We start from the raw sequence: 21,046 nt of genomic DNA, 5'->3' as shown, positions 1-21,046 counted from the left end.
TAAAAACTGTATTCATCTAAATCTAAAAAATTCTAAACCCTAAAATCACTGGGCCGCTTACCTGTCCATCGTTTAAATGCGCGGCCAAAATTTGATTTGTCAGCAAAACCCACATCATATGCAATTTGATTGATAGGTTTATTAGTAGTGGTTAAATACTTGATAGCAATATTCTCGCGTACTTTATCGAGCAAGGTCTGATAAGTAGTGTGTTCTTTCTGCAATTCACGTCTAAGTGTTCTTGGCGACATAAAAAAGTGGGCTGCAGCTTCGTCTAAAGAAGGAAATTTTCCTTCTTGTTGTAGGATAAATTGTCGGACTTTTACCGCCAAAATGTGTTGTCTTTCTAATTCAGATAATTGTTTTTTACATAGGGCGTTAATGGCATTTTTTGTGGCTGGATCGGCCGCAACGCTTTCTTTTTTTAGCACATCGGATGAAAAAACTAGACGATTATATAAAGCCCCAAACACTACAGTGCAACTCATAGCACTATACACAACTTCCCAATCCTCAGGCTGGGGAACGGTTAGCTCAACACGTTCGACTATATTGTCTTGGCTTTCATTCCCTTCACCAGTACCCCCTTTGCTGCAATAGTAACTCAACAAATTGGCAGCGCCACTTAATGCACTACTCAACAAAAAATACTCTATTTCTGCAAAGTCAATGTTGCTATCAATTTGCAAGGCACTTTTGTCTTTCAAAGAGGCGTACGGTGTATCGATAGAAGTGAGTAATTTGAGGCTATACAAGGGCGCACGTAGCTTAAAATATTTAGCAATGGTTTGCAGGGCTTCCTCCACTGAGTCGCAGCTCATCGCAGCATACCCCAATAGGCCTAACGAACTTACATTTAATTGTTGCCCAAACCACCATCCTAAATGAGAATTGCCAGTGACTTGTATCGCATTGAGAATAAACTGTTTATGCTCGTTGAAGCTAATTCGTAGATTTTCATCCAAAAAGCTGTCAGACGTAAGATCAGTAGACTTAAGTAGTTGCTCAGAAAGAATCCCTTTTTTACAAAGTACGCGATATAAAACACTAGGGAAAAATATAGGTAAGATAGCTTCATCTTCAGAAGACTCTGACGCTGTCACTTGGGTTTCCTCATATGCTTTGCATTAGTTGATTACCGCTAAGGCATAACATAACTTAACTGGCCAAATATGACCACAATATGTCCCCATACACACTTTTTCTGTATACAAAAAGTATTACACTGGGAAATCCTTGGCGAAACTATCTTGATTGTATTGAAATGAAAAAATCGCTCATGCCCTATGTGGCACGCACTATTTCAAGTGACGCTTTACTCAAAGCTAAACGTTCGCTGTTTAATTTACGTGCCAAACTCAGTGGCCAAGCGTATGTGATTAACATATTTATTAAGCCTGATGATCCATATAGCTACCTACTACTTCAAGCCCTACCATCTATTCAGGCTCGTTTCTCTATTGCCATGCGCTTTCACGTGATCAACGATCTTGACGAGCAGATGTATCCAAGACTCGACATGTTAAGGGCTTATGCGACTTACGATGCACATCAACTTGCCCAGCTATATAGCCTCGACTTTCCCGAAGAGGTGCCTCATGTAAACCAGACAGATACCGAGACCTTGTCGTATTACCTTGTTGCTTTGAAAAATGACGAATCATTTATTACGCAAGCAAGACATCTGCTTGAGCAGTTTTGGTTTAATGGCAACGTACCAGAGAAAATTCTTGAGGGAATATCAGAGCGACAAAACAAGCTATCAAATAACTTTGAGCTATTGAGTAAAACAGGTCATTATCAAGGCGCTATGATAAGTTTTGACGGCGAATGGTATTGGGCAATAGACAGGCTTGACCACCTAGAAGAACGCTTACTTCAGATGGGCCTGGCCAAGCAGCCAGATGAGAAAATATATTTTGACAAAACATATAAGAATTTTTGTAAGACCCAATTTAATAACAGCGAAACTACTGAGCCCAATACACCCTTAACACTATTTTGGTCGGCCAGAAGTCCTTATTCGTACATAGCGATAGAAAAAGCTGTGACAATGGCGCAACACTACCACCTACCTCTCGAAATTAAACCGGTAATGCCCATGATGATGCGTGGCATGAATGTGCCGCATACCAAGAAAATGTACATTTTTTTGGATACAAAAAGAGAGGCACGAAAGCTAGGAATTCCTTATGGATTTGTTGCCGACCCTCTTGGTAAAGCCGTTGAGCGTTGTTACGCACTCATTGATTACGCCGACTCAAAAAATCTACTTAATGCGTTCTTACTAAGTTTTGCCAGAGGCGTTAATGCCCAAGGAATACGCGCAGAAACGGACAAGGGAATGAAAGAAATAGTGACAAGGTGTGGCTTAGATTGGTCTATTGCCAAAATGAAACTGAACAATGATCAATGGAAGCTACGAGTGCAGAAAAACCTCGATGAAATGTTTGCTATGGGATGTTGGGGTGTACCGTGTATTCGATACGAAGATCAACATTATTGGGGACAAGATAGGTTTGCCATGCTAGAAAACCATATCTTGAGAAACAAATAGTAACCATTCTGTTCTCCAGCTCTTAAGAAAGACTTCAGCATAGCACTAGTACTAAGAACAACGAATCCCAGCAGTAACCCGGCAGACTAACCTCTTTGCTACTTTACGGTATACATCGTTTGCAACCATAATTTTGAAACAATAGCTAAGACGAAATCCCATAGCATCCACATTGTAATATTTCCTTACTAATATAATTTTTTCCATAAATTATACACATCATGGTCATTATCTCGTATTTTTTATTGATTTTAGGCGATACACAGGTATATTAACGACCATGAATGACATTGATAAACAAATCGCCAACATTATTCAGGCTGATGGCAAGGCATCAAGTGCCGAAATTGCCAACCACGTCGGAATATCTGTGTCTTCGGCTAATGAACGCGTTCGCAAACTAAAGTCAATTGGCGCAATTACACAGTGGCGCGGCGTTTTAAACCCCAGTGCTTTTGGCGTTGAACTTCTGGTATTTATTTTTGTAGATATGAGCTATGAAGGAGAGTATGAGGCAACCTGTGCATTAACCGAGTGCCCAGAGGTTCAAGAGATCCATCATATTAGCGGCCCTCATTCCTACCTACTGAAAGTTCGAGTTAAGAATACTGTTGCCCTTCAAGAGTTCATAAACACATCTGTGAAACCCCTTAAAGCAGTCGTTAAAACAGAGACGCTAATGGTTCTTGACACGTCTAAAGAAACCACTGAAATTGATCTCGGTCATTTAAATAAAGGGGGATAATTTTGCACAAACAACTCGAACATATTGCTATAGTCGGATGCCACTTTACTGGCATAGCGCGCTTCATCAATTCGTGGCAACAGAGGAGAGCTAGATGAAATCTTTATATATTCCTTTTACTGTATTAGTTTCCGTTTTTATTTTTTCATCTGGTTGCCAGAAGAATAATGCCCCCAGCAATCATAATGTCACTGACGCCAGCGCGTCCGATTCAAGTGGTTATATTGTTGTCACAGCGAATCCGCACGCAACCAATGCAGGTAAAGAAATCATTGAAGCGGGTGGTTCCGCGGTTGATGCGGCTATTGCCATTCAGTCGGTTCTTAGCCTTGTCGAACCTCAGAGTTCTGGATTAGCAGGTGGTGCTTTTATGATGCACTATGATGCCTCTGAAAAAAATTTAACGGTCTATGATGGCAGAGAACGCGCACCCAAAAGTGCTACCAAAGATATGTTCTTAAAAGACGACGGTACTCCTTTCTCTTATTTGGATGCTAAAAACAGTGGGTTATCCGTAGGCGTTCCGAGTGCTATTGCCATGTTAGAAATGGCGCATAATGATTTTGGAAAACACTCTTGGAAGTCACTTTTTGGTTATGCGAAGGCGTTGGCAACAAATGGTTTTTCCGTATCGCCCCGCCTTCACAACATACTAAAACGTTACGGTCGTCTGATCCCATCAACCCCAGAAGAAGGGCCAATGGAGGCATATAACTATTTCCATATTGATGGTGAGCCTCTTCCAGTCGGCCACATTTTGAAGAACCCTGATTATGCTGAAGCATTAGACATCATCTCTGCAGACCCATCAGCTTTTTACAAAGGTTCAATCGCAGAAAAGATAGTAGCAGAAGTAGCGAGAACGCCACGCGCCGGCGCAATGACACTTGAAGACCTCAGCTCATACAAGCCCCAAAAGCTTGAAGCATTGTGTTCGCCCTATCGTGAAATGTTAGTGTGTGGCCCGCCACCGCCTTCTTCTTGGATTGCAGTGAGTACAATCATGTCTTTGCTCGATAAAAACCCTTTCCCCGAGCAAAATAAAAACAATAGCAGCGCAAATTGGCAACACTTTATCAATGCACAGCGACTTGCTTATGCCGATAGAGATCATTTTATTGCCGACCCTGAATTTTCTAATGTTCCTATCGATGGCCTTTTAAACTCGGATTACATCGCGGAACGTGCTAAGAAGTTGAGCTCACAGGCACCCGTTGCTATTGAGGTTGGCAATCCATGGAAGTTTAGTAGCAACAAGCAAGCGAGTTTAATCGGTAAAGATGCAACAAATGATGTCGCAGGTACTAGCCATTTCGTTGTCGTGGATAAAAACGGAGATGCTGTATCGATGACGACAACAGTAGAGAGTATCTTTGGTTCCTCACGTATGGTCGGCGGTATGTTTTTAAACAACCAGTTAACGGATTTCTCGTTTAGGTATCAAGATGAAAAGGGCCTTCCTATAGCCAATGCGGTACATCCAGGAAAGAGACCTCGATCCTCAATGTCGCCAACAATTATCCTTGACGAAAACCGCGAATTTTTAATGGCAACCGGCTCCCCAGGGGGTAGTAATATTATTGCCTATACCGCTAAATCCATCGTTGGAGTTCTCGATTGGGGACTCACCCCCCAGCAAGCAGTAGCACTCCCGAATGTAGTGGCGCGCGGCGATATTGTCAGAATTGAAGCAAATACTGGCTCTGAAGATCTGGTCCAAGCGTTTAAAAAGGCGGGTTATAATGTAGATGGCTCAAGAGGCGAAAATTCGGGCCTAAGCATGGCCGTGCGCAAACCCGATGGCAGCCTTGTAGGTGGAGTTGATCCGAGACGCGAGGGTACTATTGGCAAACCCGAGTAATTTATTTACAGAATGCTCAAGGTAGCTTTCACTCAGAGGGAAGGGATTCCCCTTAATACATTCTCCTTTACCACGACTCATATTGTGCCTAGTGCACTGCAACTGTTCTAATGACGAGTTTGCTCACGAAATTCTGACGGTGTCATTCCAACCTTTTTCTTAAACAAACGAGAGAAATATTGCGGATATTCAAATCCCAAAGCATAGGCGATAACAGAGACTGAATCATCGGAACCAAGCAGCATGTTTTTGGCTCGTTCAATTTGGTAGAGATGAATATTTTCTAGTGCTGTGTGGCCTGTCTCAACTTTTAAAGCATCACTCAAGTAGCGAGCCGTAACATTTAGCTCAGAAGCGATTTTTTCAACACTAGGAATTTGGTCAGAAAGCGTGTTTTTTAAAGCTGCAGAAAAACGTTGTTTTAATGTCGACTCATGACTCTCCATTCGTTGCTGAAACTGACGTTGATAAAAGCGCTCCGCGTACGTCAATAAGGTTTTGAGTTGTGAGATCATAATATCCTTACTAAAGGCATCGTGATTAAGTCGGTATTCTTGTTCAAGGGTGTCGAAAATAGTTTTGAGTAATGTTTCTTCACTCGGTGATAAATGTAGGGCTTCATTTACCGCATAGGTAAAATAGGTCGCTTCTTCAAAGGCGGACTGAACATTTGTCCCACGTAGAAAATCTTCGTGTATTAGTATTGTTCTAGCGCTACTTTTGGTCTTCACGTCTTTTGTTACAACCTCTTGACGAGGAGCTATACAAATTAAGCTTCCATTTTTAAAATCATATTTTGTTCGCCCATAGTGAATCTCACCTTCGATGATCTGTTTCAGGCTAATTGAATAAAAGTCAGTGCTCAACACGAGTGGAACATCCGGGCAATTAATCGGATTTGTAGTATCCGTCTCGATATGAGAGATAGAAAATAATGGATGCTCAGGAGCAGGCAGGTTGAACAGCCCATGAAATTCATGCAAGTTAGAAATATGTTTCTTTTGAGTCACAGTTCTGCTCCTAGTTATACTCCAGAGTGCTGAGCTTGAATGTATGCTAGGCCAGCTTATCGCTGGCTGCTAGCAATTTTCCACCATCACTAACGTTACTAATTATTTATTAAAGAATTCTGCCACTGCATCCGCTGATATTTTTACAGCCTCTGGTTTGTGATAGAAATCTACATGGCCAAACTCTTCTAAAGCTATCACTTTATGTTCATTTGTAAGCTTTTCAATAAATGCCGTTGAGCAGATAGCAGTAAAGGCAGTTTTACTGTAAATAATCAGAGAAGGCTGCACAATCTTGTCTGCATAAGCTTCCCCAATAGAAATAAGCGATTGCATTGCTTGGTCGCCAATATGCATATTAGTATAGTTTTCAACGGTTTTAGGACCTTTAATTCCATCTCTGCCATAATAGTCATAAGATTCGCCAGCCATTGGAGACCCTACTGCTGCAATATGTTCCTCTCTTGATTGTTCATCATCAAGTCCAAAAGGAGCAACATAATCTGGTTCTCCTGTTTCATATATAGCCTGTTTTGAAGCATTTGCAGCCGCAATCAGTTGGTTCGCCATAGCTTTATCAGCCCATTGGAAGGCATCAGCTGCCATCATTCCTGAAACTGTCGCTATTTTCTTAATTCTGTGATCTGTCACTGATGCCGAGGCTATGATTGAACCTCCCTGACAAACACCTAGTCCATAAATTTCTTCTACAAAAGGAAGTGTTCCCAAATAGGAAACGGCATCCCATGTATTTTCCAAAAGTCTAAACATATATCTAGATTGTTTAAACTCTCCTGGTAATGCCGGTGAGTCTCCCATTCCCAGATAATCAAACCCTAAGAATACGAAACCCCTGTCGGCCATTTCTGGTCCATAGGTAGCTAGAACTTGCTCTTTAACCTGTGGAAACGGACTAGCGCCAACGATGGCTTTGTATTTTTTGTTCTCATCAAAACCTTGCGGGAGGTATAAATCACCAACCAAATCTACGCCAAATGATTTAAACGTTACTTTTTTAATATTCATATATTTATTCCTAGATTTAATTATGTAAAAAGATAATGGCATAATGATAGATAAAGCTGTTTCGGTGATCACTACACAAAACTACATAATGTGGATACAAAACAACGTCAAAATATTTCAATAACGAATAGGCTCTACTAATTATGGTTATCCAGCTCCCGTCTCAAATCACTTGGCGACCGACCAAAGTGCCTTTTATATTCTCGACTAAACTGTGTCACGCTCTTATAACCGGATTTACTCGCCGCATGATTAACTGATTCTCCAAACATTAGCAGCTGGTGTGCATTATTAAGCTTGAGCCTCTTAACGTACTGCATCGGCGGAAGTGTTGTTGTTTTTTTAAAGTTATCATGTAGGCTTGACTCACTCATTCCAAAACGGCCAACGAGATCTTCAATTGTTATATCTTCAAGTAAGTTATTCTCAAGATAATGTAGGACAGGTGCTAGCTTGTGTGCTCTAGCATGCTGAAGAGCACAATTTCGCATGTACGTGCCCGCTGTACTTTTAAGTAGAAAATAATATATTTCGCGAAGGTACTGAGCGCCTAATATTTTTTCATCCATAGGGTTACCCAAAATACCCAATAGTTGAGCAACCAGTTCATAGAGCTCTTCAGAAGCATCAATAGTGGTTATAAGTCCATCAACTTTAGTATCAATTTCTTTATCAAATTGGTCATATTCAATTAATAGTTGGCTAATGACAGAAGCATTTAGAAGTATGGCCATCCCTAGGTATGGCGCACCTACGCTTGCTTTTTTTAACTCGGCGTATATTGGCAGTTTAACTGTTCCCAAAAGGCAGCGATCTTTATTGTATATATACTGTTGTTCGCCTATATAAATATATTTTTCTCCTTGGCCTACCATACACAAACCCGGCGGTAATACAGCACTAGTCTTAGCAACTGGAGCTGTTAATTTAACAAGTATCACTTCATCTATACTTGTTTGATTCACGCCTTCCTTAGTTATTTTTTGTTCAAGTAAATCTTTGATCATTCTAAGCCTCAGAATATTTAATCCGAATTTAATATATCCCTTACTTTTGGGCAACGCACCAGAAGCAAAATCGGAGTTTTAGGCAAACATATAGCAGTTTTGAGCTGACATGCTTAAACAGGATTGTTTAACCTTGAATTAATTAATAAAGAATAGGAAAAACGATATGTGTAAATAATAGGGGGCAGCACTGCACAACTAAATAAACAAAATTACGCTTTCTTTATACAAATAAGATAATAACTAACCCTTTATAAGGGTTAGTTATTATCTTATTCAAAGTGAAAAGTATTTTTTATGGAAATAATGAGCCAGTATAGAATATAAGGCTCATTTCACATGATCTTAGCTAAAAAGCGAATATAACTCGCGTCATATAAACCAAGTTGATGAAGTCATTGAAAATATATCATTAAAGCGTCATGATGATCATTTTTAATAATCTTTACTTACAACCATTAATATTATACTCCAGGGTTAAAAATTTCCTTGTTGTTAGCTTTTTTAATGGAGCATCTATCAATTATTAGCATCTTTTATCTGGATGCTCTAAGTCTTACTCAACTGTCACCGATTTAGCCAAATTACGAGGCTGATCCACATCAGTGCCGCGCATTACAGCAACATGGTAGGACAGCATTTGTAAGGGTAGGGTATAGACGATCGCTTCTAAACTTGCAGGAACGTGGGGTAGGCTGAAAACAACGGTGTTTTCATCTTCAGTAAAGCCACTATTTCTATCGGCAAAAACATAAAGTTTCCCCCCTCGGGCTTGTACTTCTTCTAAATTAGATTTTAATTTTTCCAGTAACTCATTATTTGGTGCGACAGTAATAACCGGCATATCACTGTCAACCAAGGCAAGGGGGCCGTGTTTTAGTTCTCCAGCTGGATAGGCCTCAGCATGAATGTAGGAAATTTCTTTGAGTTTCAATGCGCCTTCAAGTGCAACAGGATATTGCACACCACGGCCTAAAAATAGTGAGTGGTGTTTTTCTACAAATTGTTCACTAATTTTTTCTATTTGTTCATCTAGTGCAAGAACTTCTTTACATAATTCAGGCAAAGTCCTTAATTCTGAGATAAGCGCCTGTTCTTTTTCCTCGCTCAAACCATTATTGCGTCCAAGGATAAGTGACAGTATTTGCAAGGCAACAATTTGAGTTGTAAACGCTTTAGTAGAAGCAACCCCAATTTCTGAACCAGCTTTGGTCATTAACGCAAATTCAGACTCACGTACCAGCGAACTACTAGGGACATTACAAATTGTCAGTGAAGAAAGATAACCAGAATCCTTAGCCTTTCGCAGCGCCGCTAAAGTATCAGCCGTCTCCCCTGATTGGCTAATAGAAATAAGTAAGGCATTATTAGGTGTGATCACCTTGCGATAACGATATTCAGATGCGATATCAACTAGGCAAGGAATATTTGCCCACTCTTCAATAAAATATTTAGCGATAAGGCCTGCGTGATAACTCGTACCACAGGCAACAATTTGTACGTTCTCTATCTTAGGTAGTACATCTTTCGCGTTAGCTCCAAGAAACTCTGCAATAACACCGTTATCACTTAGACGCCCTTCCAATGTATTGGCAATCGCTTTGGGCTGTTCATGAATTTCTTTTTGCATATAGTGGCGATAGCCCGCTTTATCGGTGGGGTCGACGATATCAGTAATGGCCACTTGCTCTCTTTCAACAGGCTGATACTCGCTGTCAAATAGCTCCACGCTGTCTTCTTTTATACGGGCAATATCTCCTTCTTCTAGATAAATAAATTTATCCGTTACCTGACGCAGAGCCAGTTGATCTGAAGCCAAAAAGTTTTCTTCAATGCCTAAGCCTACAACAAGGGGACTGCCACTGCGCGCGCCCAATATAACACTTGGGTCATCGGTCGACATGACACACAAGCCATAAGCCCCTTTTAAGCGGGCGATGGTCAGTTTTAGAGATTCAAAAAGATCACAATTTTCGCTGTAGATTAAATGCAAAAGATGGGCAATGGTTTCTGAATCAGTGTCAGAATTAAATGTATAACCAGCTTCTTCAAGCTCGTCTCGCAGCTCTTTATAGTTTTCAATAATGCCATTATGAACAACAGAAATGCTGCCGGAAACATGAGGATGTGCATTGCTTTCGCTTGGCGCGCCATGGGTTGCCCAACGAGTATGAGCAATACCTGTTTTACCTGGCATAGGCTTGGCTTCTATAAGGCTCGTCAATTCTTGAACCTTGCCAACCGCTTTGTTAACCAGTAAATTTTTTTCTTGATCGATGGTAGCAATACCAGCGGAATCATAACCACGATATTCTAAGCGGCGCAAACCCTCTAATAAAATTTTGACAACATTTCGCTGGCTGACACCGGCTACAATTCCACACATATTGATACTCCTAAATTTTAAATTCGTTTACTGCCCATAAGGTGCACTAATCACTTTTACACTATGGGATTCAATACTATTTCTATCATGAGCAGTGATATCACTATCGGTCACCAGTACATCTACCGATGACCAAGGCAGCTCAAGATTATGAATTTTGCGATTAATTTTTCCAGATTCGGCCATAACCACAACTTCGCGGGCAACGTCAGCCATAACGCGACTGAGGTTGTATAACTCGTTATAGGTAGTCGTACCACGCTGAACGTCGATACCATCTGCCCCAATAAACAGCTGATCAAAGTCATAGGCGGTAAGTATTTGTTCAGCAATCTGCCCTTGGAATGACTCTGAACGAGCATCCCAAGTACCGCCAGTCATTAGAATAGTCGGCTCATTTTCGAGTTCGCGCAGCTTATTGGCCACATCCAAAGAATTCGTCATCACCACCAAACCATTTTTATTCTGTAGCAAAGGGAGAAGAGCGGCGGTGGTGGTGCCACTATCAATAATAATTCGGTTGTGGTCGCGGATTAGCTCGGCTGCAGCCGCTGCAAGCGCTTGCTTACGCTCATTGTTATCCCTGTGGACAGTGGCTCCTACCATCTCTGTAGGGATGGGAATAGCGCCACCATGACGGCGTAAAAGCAACCCATTGGCTTCAAGCTCGGCCAAGTCCTTTCGAATCGTAACTTCTGAAGTTTCGAAGTGTTGTGCGAGAAAATCAACACTTAATTCACCTTTCTCACCTAAAAGCGTGACTATTCCGCCTCTTCTTACTTGTGTAAAGCGCTTTGCCATAATTCAAATCGTTTTCTATAAGCCAAAAACTTTCATATCGAAAGATATTCTAGCAAAACGAAAGGAGATTACAATAAGAAAGAACTAATCCAAAAAAAATACTACTTAAGGACATGGAAAGTGCGGGAAGATCGGGGGAAAACCCATCATCACCATTTTCACACTAATTTTTAATGAAAATCAGTATCTAGCTATAGTCGCTTAGGTTTACTCTCAAGTTAAGATGCAATCGCTTAAGAGTTTCCGCAGCGCAGCTAGCAAGCCCTTTAAAGAGGCAAGCGCTAAATTTCGCCTGTAATGGAAAAGGCTACAACCAATATCGGGATTATTCTATAGCGCTAGACATTGGAAGTGTCGTGGGCTTTTCTACATAGAAAACGAATTTGGCATGTAATATATGAGACCCTTGAATTTAGTCAGATCTAACTCTTCTCCATCATTAATACAGGCTAGCGATACAGGCACAAAACACGTAGACGGGAGAAATGCTCTCGCTCAGAAAATACAGTCTGTCAAGGCTATGCCTTGCAGTCTCACCCCTATAGAAATAAAGGTTTCAGCATCGTGGTTGGATAAAGACACTAGACCTTCTCGTAAATACTCCCCAGTAAAAGTTAGTAAAGACCCTAAACAACTCGAAGCTATGCAGAAAGTGGAGGAGAATAGAATTAGCATATCCAGAACGCTTGCTTCAAATGGTAAAAATGGATCTAGTTGGCTTTCCTTTATAAGAGACCCCAATGATATTGAAGGTCGATACCATAAAAAAAACACACCAGCAATAGTTATTAGTGGGGGGAGTGCTAAGAAATTAGCTAATGAAATGAGCCGTAATTATAGTTTGGCATTTCACCCAAAGAATATGCGAGGAGAGCCAGTATATATTATGGTTCATAAAGAGGATTATGAAACTTACCATTCTGAACTGAATACTCTTATGACTCAGAATAAGAACTTGCACTTGGTTGGATGGGATGGAGGTAAACTAACAGGTTTTGGCGCTTCTCGCGCTGCTGCATTATCTTTTGCGGACTCTCTGCCATATAAGCCAGATAGGGTTTTAATGATGGATCAAGATGTTGTTCAGACAGAAGGAACCAGACATACAAGACCAGAAATCAAATCAAACATTAGCCGCATTCATAATGATGGAAAAAAAGTAATCGCTGGATATGGTGTAGGCTATCCAACAAGGCAGGAAGTACCAAGTCCTTTTAGCGAATTAGAAGCCCCAACGGCCTCAGACTTTAACTCACCGGCACAGCAATTCGTCTCTATCGAATCTCCATTCCGAGGACGCTTAAGCGACGGGATTTATCCTGCATACATGATTACAGGCGGCGAAGATATGCTGATGGGATTAGACCTTGAGTTAGTTGAAAATGGCCATAATAACTCTGTATTGAATGAGCGAATAATAAAAAAACAACTCAAAGGAAGTGCAGATACTCCTAATAGATACTGGAACGAAAGCAGAGTTGAAACCTTAAAAGAACTTTTTGAATCAGAGAAAGACACGACGTTTTCATTTGAAGGTCAAACCATAACATTAGATGAATTAATGAAATTATTTGCGGATAGGAAGTGGATTTCTAAACATCCAAGTGCTGAGTCCTATAATACAGCCAGTTGCGTTATAGAAAGAGTAATACTTCGACGCAACAAACTAGACAAAGATAAAATGATAACGGATAAATCTATATTCAATAGATTATAGTCATCGTCAGCAAACCATTGGCTTCAAGCTCAGCCAAACCCTTTCGAATCGTAACGTCTGAAGTTTCGAAGTGTTGTGTGAGAAAATCAACACTCAGTCCACCTTTCTCACCTAAAAGCCTGACTAATTCGTCTATTCTTACTTGTGTAAAGCGCTTTGCCATAATTCAAATTGTTTTATACAAGACAAAAACTTTCATATCGAAAGATACTTTGGAAAAGCGAAAGTAGATTACAATAAAAAAGAACTATTCGGACGAAAACACTACTTAAGGTTATAGATATCCCAAGTGAAATTGTTAGCCTCACCAGGTGAGGGCAAAAAAAAAGAAAAAAACAATTCGATAAACATCATTTTATATAAACTAATAACTAAAGGTAATATCCAGCTATGGTAGCTTCGGTTTCTTCTCAAGTTAATATGCAATCGGTGCAACACATGCTTAGGAGTGCCGGCAGCACCGCTAGTAAGCTTTTCAAACAAGCAAGTTCCAAAGCCCCTATGATGGGTAATGCGGCAGCTAATATGATGATGAACGTTGCAAGCTTAGCAGCAAAAGCTTCTGAGGCTTCAGGTAAAGTTGCACAAGCAGCAGATAGAGTAACAATAGCAAATGTAAAAACTGCGTCTCTCAGTCATCCGGACGATCCGTCCACATCAGATATTATGCTGAAAGTTGCAAGAAGCACTGCGCAAGCTGCAAAATTTGCGGACAAAGCCTCTAGCTTTGCAGACAAAGCAGCGGAAGGAGCGGCCAAATTTGCAACGCGTTTAAGCGTATTGGCTGATACCTCTGCTTCAAGCACCGAGAGCCCTTCTGCTTCTGAGGATACTCAACCTGCAGGACGCAGGCAAGATGGGCCTCCCATTTCAGAAAATCCCAGCGCCACAACTCGACCAGCCCAGGACGAAACACCTTCTACTCAGCTAACGGGTTCAAAACGCCTTAGAGAAGATGACAGTCAGATCACTGATTCACCTGCTACCAAAAAGCCTAATACAGCAATGGGGCGCGAAGCTGGGCCTCCCATTTCTGAAAACCCTGACGCGATTACCAGACCGCCCCAGGATGAAACACCTACTACTCAGCTAACGGGTTCAAAACGCCCTAGAGAATATGACAGTCAGATCACCGACTCACCTGCTGCCAAGAATGCTAAGGTAGATACGCCTGCAGAAACTGCACCACCAACAGCATCAAACATTCAGCCGACACCAGTTGTAAGTGATACCGCAGCGACAGAAGAAACACAAGCAACAGAGACATCTGCAACACAAGAACCAAACGAAGCCCAATCTACCAAAAAGAAAGGTCTACTGAGTAGACTCACAAAAGGAATTGGTAAATTCCTAGAAAAGAATCTACCTAACTTAAATTCAGGAATTAAGGAGCTGGCTTCGGATTCCGAAACGACTGCAGATGAAGGAGGGAGTAAAAAAGGCAGATTTGAAAAGTTTGCTAGCTCCCTCATAGAGGCTAGATCACAAATTAAATCAGAAACTAAGGAGAGTCTTAAGGATCTCAAAAAAGACTTAATGTTATATATACTCTCTCCAGAACAGTTTTCTAAAGATGATTTAGCAAGTATATTGACAAAAATAGATGACGTACATGATCAGGTTAGTAAATCTGTCACAGGCCAGCTACAGGGCTTTATGGAGAAAGGGCTTATACCAGAAAAACTTGTAAACAAACTAGGTGGCGATAAAGCTCTTGGACAAATGGGGCGTGCTATTGCAGGTGCCCTAATGGGAAAAAAAGAAATCTATAAATCAATGCAAGCTGCCAAGCAGAATTCAATAAGACAGCAGAATCCAATGATGGCAGGCAACAAGAATCAGCAAATCAATAATCTGTTGCAATTAACGCAAAATCCTCAGCTTATGGAAATGCTGGTCAAAGATCCGAGCCTTTTAAGTACATTCATGCATAATTCTAGCATGATGTCGCAATTACAGAATCAATCAGTGAGCGGTAATCCCCAGCTTATGCAAGCACTGGTCAATCAGTCAAGAATAGGTGGAGATAGTACCCAAAACAGTTAACACTGGAGCCAGTAGTTAACATGTGTTCGACAAGTAAAACATAGCAACTATTCTGAGACTGTCTTTAGCCAAATAAGGCAACGCCTTTAAACTATGGTGGATGCCTTTAAAATTATAAAGGGCTTGCAGTATCTTTAGTTGCTATGATTTGAAACCCACTGAATATTCAGTGGGGCGAAATCACTAGCATTGATTACAAAGGAAAATCTTAGGGAATTAAATAAGCCTATAGTTTCATTAAAAACTATGAAATTACCACTCACCATTGTCTAATAGACTGCTATCTTCGCACTTGGATAAGAGTCATAAGAATTTTGTTTAATAAATTTTTTCATAGCTAGAGCATAATCATCACTTTGTATTCCCAGAATTTATATTCCTTTTTATCGCCATAAGTAAAATGGCTCATATACTCTTTACAGAAAAACTTGTTATTCGAACCAATGCGGTCTTACCAATAATATCCAATAACTCGACGTTTAGGTCTCAAAATAGAGTTATAACTTCAAATTAAAATAAATCTTAAATAGTTTCTCTATCAGTGAAAGTATCCACATTTCTATAATTACTAGAGAATTAAGTTGTTGGTTCGGTAGGTTATTTATGGGATATAACCCTGTTCCAGTGCTAACGCTATGGCTTACTTTTTTATGATACCTGGTATCTTTTATATATTTATTTTTCATTTACGAACACTTTAGTTATTGACGCCATTTAGACAAAAACACGTTAATGACTTTGATAAGTATAAATCTTCAAATTCTTGTAATACTCTCACACTTAAATATGAGTATTAATTTAGTGAAATAACCCTAAATTAATCAATCGCTTCTAATAAAAAAGCCAGATACGAAGATCAAACATAAAATAAAGGGTAGCTTTTAATTTTATGTTTTCTACTTTTTATTTTTTATTGTGAACAATTTTTAGATTAATCGGCCTAATCAAAATGAAAGAAAAACTAAAAGCAATTATTGCAGAAATAAAAAAGATTGATGTTAATAATATTGATGACGAAGCCAACCTTTTAGATGATATAGGATTGGGATCATTAGATGTTGTATCGTTGATGTTTAAAATTGAAGAAGAATTTGATATGGAAGTTGATTTTGATAGCTTTCAATATGAATATTTATCGTCTCTATCGAAATTAGTAGCTTACTTAGAAGGTAGTACGCCTACCGTTGTTAATATAATTTAGATCCGAGTGTCAATATAAATGAAAGTCCAAATAGGAGCATTTGATTTTGAACGTTTTTTAAATGCTCCGAATCAGACACTATTGCCTAGTTTTTCTAAATCCAGTGCCAATAATTCAGTATTAGCGATGGATGAGCTTCAATGGGTATTTACTTCATCTTCTAATGATCTTTTGTTAACACTTTTACCTTTTTCAAGAGACTTACAAGAATATCTAAAAAAATTAGGTTTTTTTTTCAATACTCGACACTTGGTAGATACAGAAGAAATAAGTCAGGAACTTTATCAACAAGATATATTTGAAATTGCTGCTATTGATCAAGATCTTAAAGCTGAGCTATCAGGTAAAAACTATAGCCTTGATCCGTTTTGTATATTACCAGGTACTGAAAAATTTAATAAAAGCTTAGATTTAGTCGCTCATATACCAGACTTTAAGATAGTACAAGAGGTAAACTCTAAAAAGTATTCCTATGAACTTAGGTCAAAGATAAATGCAAATAACAATATAGGTTGCATTGTATATTCTGCTGACCAGCTACTAAAGGAAGGCGACCAACTCCTATTAAAAAATAAATTTTTAGTTAAAGATTTTTTTGGTGTTTCAGGAAAAGGTAATCTTTTAGTTGATTCTCCTGTTATGTTGAATGCCCTTTGTCGACATTTAAAAAAACAAGAAAAAAATGGCAAAAAAACATTTTTCTTGATAGAGCCCTTGCTTGATAAGAAATATGATTTTTGTTGTCAATTTAGAATTGAAAAAAATGGAGATCTTACTGTTATTTCGACTAATACGCTACTAAACAGTCAATTCTCTTACTTAGGAAGCAAAGAGATGGATTCAGAAAGTAAAGCCTTACTCGAATCTAAAGGATACTATTCTGTCATAAATAAAATAGCTCAGGCTTTATTTAATGATGGGTATTTTGGAGATGTTTGTGTAGATTCAATGATGTTAGCCGATAACACACTAATGCCTATTGTTGAAATCAATTGCCGTAAATCTATGAGTTTATTGAATTATCATTTAGGGGAAAAATTATTGAGAGATGATTTATTTGGCCAAATGATTGGGCTTAATATTAAATTAAATTTAAACTTCGGGTTTAATTGCATTATGGAAATACTAGATAACAGCAGATTATTGTTATCAAAAGTTGGTAACGAGGGTGTTGCTATAATTTCATGTAACACACTAGAAATTAATAAATATAGCTCTGACAGAAATAAGCAGTTCTATACAGGCAGAATATATATGTATTTATGCTCAAAAAACATTGAGCAGTTATTTAAAAAATTAAAAGAATGCTTGTTGAATGCCAAAATAGAAGTTTTCGATTGAGATAAATATGACAAGTAACCATAGGATAGCAATATTAGCTTCTGCTACAACTTTGGGTGTTTATGTGCCAGCATTGACACTATATCACCAGTTAGTAGATGAATATGGTGAAAGCAATGTGTTTTTCTTTGTATACGAAGATTTGTATGGTGAAAATCTTCAAAAAAATATACAAGAAGTCAAAAAACTATACCACTCAAATTTTAAAATAGCGTTAATGGGGCAGAAGATATCTGTTCAAAATAATAGTAGCAAAGTTGATCAAAGCATAACAAATGATTTGCTTGGACTATGGTATAAATCAGGGATTAATAAATTTTTAGTTTTTTCTGGTTTTTGGACACCAGTATTAAACTATTTTTATAAACAAAAAAAATTCTCATGTAATACAATTATTTTAGATGCGATTGAAGCTCAATCTTGGAAATCAGAGTCTCCCAAATTCCCTGTTTCCAGGTATGAATTATTTTCTATTGACAGGGAAGAAGTAAACTATTTTATTAACATTAAATCCGATGAATATCTGGAAGAAAAGAGCAATAGTATTATTGTGCATGGAGGGGGTTGGGGTATTGGTACTTATCAAAAAACAATTAAAGACTTAGACCAACTGGATAAACATATTTATTGCTTAACTTATTTCGAGGACGACATAAAAACTGGAAGTAATACCGAATATTTATGTCAAGATCCTTCTTGGAGGCCAGGAAGTCACTTTAATAGCTTTGATATTTGTTTTCCTAGATTAATACCAGTATCAGAAAATGCTCCTAAAATTTCTAATAGCTATCAAAAAATTTCAGATTTATATGAGCTTGTTAAAAAAAGTAAAGCCATCGTTAGTAAACCCGGTGGAGGAACACTAATCGACTCATTCTCAGCAAATACACCTATTTTATTTCTGGATCGATTTGGTGACCACGAAGAGGCCAATGCTCAACTTTGGAAAAAAATGGGTTTTGGTATGGAGTATGATGAGTGGAAGAATCAGGGATTTCCAGACGATTCCTTGTTGAAGATGTCAAAAAATATTCAAACTTATAAAACAACTAGATCAATTAAAAACTTGATGAGAATCATAGCATGAGACCAGAAAATAATGTGGTTTTAGACCGAGAGTCATTTAAATGGGTAAAAGAATCTATGCGGCTATCTGCTCAGTCAGATAGAGCCAGAAAAATTAATCCGTCATTCGCGACTCCCTATCCACAAGAAATTGGTATGCAGCTCACTTACCAGTGTAATTTGCGCTGTGGTCATTGTTTTCAATGGAATGACAAGGGATTCTTTCATAACTATGAAAAGGAAATTCAGAGAAAAGAAATTGATATTGACGTTGTCATCGATACTCTAAAAGTAACAAAATCGGTAAAGTCGAGGCTTTATTTTTGGGGAGGGGAGCCACTCGTTTATTCTAAATGGGATAAGCTATGTGAATATATGATGGATGACCCAAGACCAAGTGTCATTTGTACTAATGCTTTAAAACTCAATGATAACTTCCAATCTATTGTTGACTTACCTGAACACCCTAACTTATTGATAAGTGTTGATGGCCTAAGAGAGAGTCACGACGAAATAAGAGGTAAGGGGACCTTCTTGAAGGTATGGGATAATATTATGCCATTTATTGTGCTTAAACAGCGTAAAAAATACAAAGGCAACATTAATATTAACCTAGTTTTAAATGATGACAATGTTGGTGAATTGTTTGATTTAGCTGTCATGGCAGAAAACATGGGAGTCGATGCTATTTATTACTGCTTTCCATGGTTTATTCCAACTGATGTTGCCGAACATATGGATGAATATTTCAAAGAAAACTTTATGTGGTTAAATCCTACGTTTGGTCAAAACGGTGTAAAAGCGAGTTGGCATTCTTATACTCATAGGATTAGTGAGGAATCAAAAGCTATATTGGACGAGCAGGTTGCAAAACTAAATGCTCGTACTTGGAAAACAAGAATACGCTTCAGACCTGACTTAGGAAAAGAAGAATCTATGGGGTTTTTAATGGGCACTGAGACCCCGGGACAAAATAGAAGAACTTGTCATGCCGTTAGTAATAGGCTTGATATTTTAGCGGATGGCTCCGTGAGTTCTTGTAAGCTTTTCCCAGAATTCAAATTAGGTGACCTTAATACCGAAAATGCGTTAGATATTTGGCGTGGCGAAAAATATCAAAAACTACGTTCAATTATGTATAAAGGGCTAACTCCAATCTGTTCAAAGTGCATACAGTTGTATTTAAATGGAAAATAATAATCAATTCGGTACCGTTCCTAGGTGGTTAGTTTTTCAACTAACTGAAAATTGTAACCTACGATGTCATATGTGCTATCAATGGGGAACATCGGGTATTTACTTAGATAAATCACCAAAAGAGATTTTAAAACTGGATCCCGAAATTATCTATAAAACCCTTGAAGATGTTAAAGATTTTAATCCATATGTCGGTTTATTTGGTGGTGAACCCCTACTGTATAAGAATATCTGGGACATTATTTCCCTAGTTAAAAGTAGGAATGGGGAAATCTATATGGACACTAACGGAACCACATTAGAAGCGCATGCTGAAAAACTAATTAATTATCAGCCCGATCGCTTGTGGGTTTCACTGGATGGTACTGAAGAGGCAAATGATCAGCAAAGAGGAAAAGGTGTTTACAGAAAAGTATTAAGAGGGATTAGAACACTAAGTATGCTTAAAAAACAGAGAGGTTTGAAAAAACCGGAAATTGGTATCACATTTATTGTTACCGAGCTTAACCAGGATGTTATTGCTGATCTCTTTATAAATAAACTTGATAGTAATGTTATAGATAATATTAGTATTGAATTTCAAAATTTTGTTTTGGAAGATGAATGGAAAGATTACGATATTTTACTGAAAGATAAATTCCAACAATCTAATGGTGCAGCCTTTGCTAAAGGTTTGGTTCGTAAAAAATCTGATTTCGATAAATTAGACTATAAAAAAATTAGCTGTCAGATAGAAGAGGTTAAGTCATTTTATTTATCGAAAGGTAAAAGATTTATGACATCTCCAAAAGACTATTCTGTAGAGAATATTCATAATTACTTTTCGGCACAGTGGGATAAGATTTCCGATAGCAAAACCTTTTGTCCATTACCTTGGAAATATGCTGAAGTAGCAGCAAATGGTGATGTAACTCTATGCCACACTTTTTACGACAATACTATTGGTAATGTTTATAAAAATAACTTTATGGATATATGGAATGGTTCCAAGGCAAAGGATATTCGAAATCACTTAAAACGAAATATGTATTCTATATGCACTGGTTGTGCTAGATATCATACGGAACTATCAACTAAAACATAGGT

Annotated in this window: 17 protein-coding genes; 10 read left to right on the top strand and 7 right to left on the bottom strand. The window is 38.5% G+C overall.

What is annotated here, in order from left to right; translation table 11 throughout:
- Nucleotides 1-32 precede the first annotated feature (32 nt).
- Nucleotides 33-1,103: an AraC family transcriptional regulator gene (locus tag BVC89_RS00885; protein WP_086929421.1), complete on the bottom strand. Its 1,071-nt coding sequence runs from the start codon at nt 1,101-1,103 to the stop codon at nt 33-35.
- 161 nt (nt 1,104-1,264) lie between these two features.
- Here BVC89_RS00885 and BVC89_RS00880 point away from each other — a divergent pair, with 161 nt between their 5' ends.
- From BVC89_RS00880 to BVC89_RS00870, 3 genes are all read left to right on the top strand, one after another.
- On the top strand, nt 1,265-2,557 hold the full coding sequence (locus BVC89_RS00880) for a DsbA family protein (RefSeq protein WP_158657731.1): 1,293 nt from the start codon (nt 1,265-1,267) through the stop codon (nt 2,555-2,557).
- A 280-nt stretch (nt 2,558-2,837) separates the two neighbouring features.
- Entirely contained in the window at nt 2,838-3,302 is a 465-nt protein-coding gene (locus tag BVC89_RS00875; RefSeq protein ID WP_086929419.1) for an Lrp/AsnC family transcriptional regulator, read from the top strand.
- 94 nt (nt 3,303-3,396) lie between these two features.
- Complete coding sequence (locus tag BVC89_RS00870; RefSeq protein WP_086929418.1) at nt 3,397-5,163, top strand: gamma-glutamyltransferase family protein; 1,767 nt, start codon at nt 3,397-3,399, stop codon at nt 5,161-5,163.
- Nucleotides 5,164-5,270: 107 nt separating this feature from the next.
- Here the strand turns inward: BVC89_RS00870 and BVC89_RS00865 are convergent, their stop codons facing one another.
- From BVC89_RS00865 to BVC89_RS00845, 5 genes are all read right to left on the bottom strand, one after another.
- Entirely contained in the window at nt 5,271-6,173 is a 903-nt protein-coding gene (locus BVC89_RS00865) for a helix-turn-helix domain-containing protein (RefSeq protein WP_216825068.1), read from the bottom strand.
- Between the two features lie 102 nt (nt 6,174-6,275).
- Nucleotides 6,276-7,199, bottom strand: coding sequence for an alpha/beta hydrolase (locus tag BVC89_RS00860; protein WP_086929417.1), 924 nt, complete (start codon nt 7,197-7,199; stop codon nt 6,276-6,278).
- Nucleotides 7,200-7,336: 137 nt separating this feature from the next.
- A complete protein-coding gene (locus BVC89_RS00855; protein ID WP_086929416.1) occupies nt 7,337-8,206 on the bottom strand; it encodes an AraC family transcriptional regulator in 870 nt (289 codons plus the stop codon).
- 556 nt (nt 8,207-8,762) lie between these two features.
- Nucleotides 8,763-10,592, bottom strand: a complete 1,830-nt coding sequence (gene glmS, locus BVC89_RS00850; protein WP_086929415.1) for a glutamine--fructose-6-phosphate transaminase (isomerizing) — start codon at nt 10,590-10,592, stop codon at nt 8,763-8,765.
- Between the two features lie 27 nt (nt 10,593-10,619).
- Nucleotides 10,620-11,393, bottom strand: a complete 774-nt coding sequence (locus tag BVC89_RS00845) for a DeoR/GlpR family DNA-binding transcription regulator (RefSeq protein WP_086929414.1) — start codon at nt 11,391-11,393, stop codon at nt 10,620-10,622.
- A 568-nt stretch (nt 11,394-11,961) separates the two neighbouring features.
- On the opposite strand from BVC89_RS00845, the gene BVC89_RS00840 reads away from it, so the two are divergent.
- Nucleotides 11,962-13,110: a hypothetical protein gene (locus BVC89_RS00840; protein ID WP_158657730.1), complete on the top strand. Its 1,149-nt coding sequence runs from the start codon at nt 11,962-11,964 to the stop codon at nt 13,108-13,110.
- Here the strand turns inward: BVC89_RS00840 and BVC89_RS00835 are convergent.
- Nucleotides 13,097-13,273 carry a DeoR family transcriptional regulator gene (locus BVC89_RS00835; RefSeq protein WP_086929412.1) on the bottom strand — a complete coding sequence of 59 codons (177 nt, stop codon included), beginning with the start codon at nt 13,271-13,273 and terminating at the stop codon, nt 13,097-13,099. The two genes, BVC89_RS00840 and BVC89_RS00835, sit on opposite strands and share 14 nt — an antisense overlap.
- 227 nt (nt 13,274-13,500) lie before the next feature.
- Here BVC89_RS00835 and BVC89_RS00830 point away from each other — a divergent pair, with 227 nt between their 5' ends.
- The 6 genes from BVC89_RS00830 to BVC89_RS00800 all read left to right on the top strand — a co-directional run bounded on the left by BVC89_RS00830 (nt 13,501) and on the right by BVC89_RS00800 (nt 21,044).
- Entirely contained in the window at nt 13,501-15,156 is a 1,656-nt protein-coding gene (locus BVC89_RS00830) for a hypothetical protein (RefSeq protein ID WP_086929411.1), read from the top strand.
- A 949-nt stretch (nt 15,157-16,105) separates the two neighbouring features.
- Nucleotides 16,106-16,357: an acyl carrier protein gene (locus BVC89_RS00820; RefSeq protein WP_086929409.1), complete on the top strand. Its 252-nt coding sequence runs from the start codon at nt 16,106-16,108 to the stop codon at nt 16,355-16,357.
- A gap of 18 nt (nt 16,358-16,375) precedes the next feature.
- Nucleotides 16,376-17,698, top strand: a complete 1,323-nt coding sequence (locus BVC89_RS00815) for a hypothetical protein (protein WP_086929408.1) — start codon at nt 16,376-16,378, stop codon at nt 17,696-17,698.
- Nucleotides 17,699-17,705: 7 nt separating this feature from the next.
- Nucleotides 17,706-18,785 carry a glycosyltransferase family protein gene (locus BVC89_RS00810; RefSeq protein ID WP_086929407.1) on the top strand — a complete coding sequence of 360 codons (1,080 nt, stop codon included), beginning with the start codon at nt 17,706-17,708 and terminating at the stop codon, nt 18,783-18,785.
- A complete protein-coding gene (locus tag BVC89_RS00805) occupies nt 18,782-19,960 on the top strand; it encodes a radical SAM protein (protein ID WP_086929406.1) in 1,179 nt (392 codons plus the stop codon). Before BVC89_RS00810 ends, BVC89_RS00805 begins: the two co-directional genes overlap by 4 nt.
- A complete protein-coding gene (locus BVC89_RS00800; RefSeq protein WP_086929405.1) occupies nt 19,950-21,044 on the top strand; it encodes a radical SAM protein in 1,095 nt (364 codons plus the stop codon). Before BVC89_RS00805 ends, BVC89_RS00800 begins: the two co-directional genes overlap by 11 nt.
- Nucleotides 21,045-21,046 lie beyond the last annotated feature (2 nt).

This window comes from Agarilytica rhodophyticola, assembly GCF_002157225.2.
GTDB lineage: Bacteria > Pseudomonadota > Gammaproteobacteria > Pseudomonadales > Cellvibrionaceae > Agarilytica > Agarilytica rhodophyticola.
The sequence above is the reverse complement of the archived record's forward strand: the minus strand, read 5'-3'. Positions and strand labels throughout refer to the sequence as shown.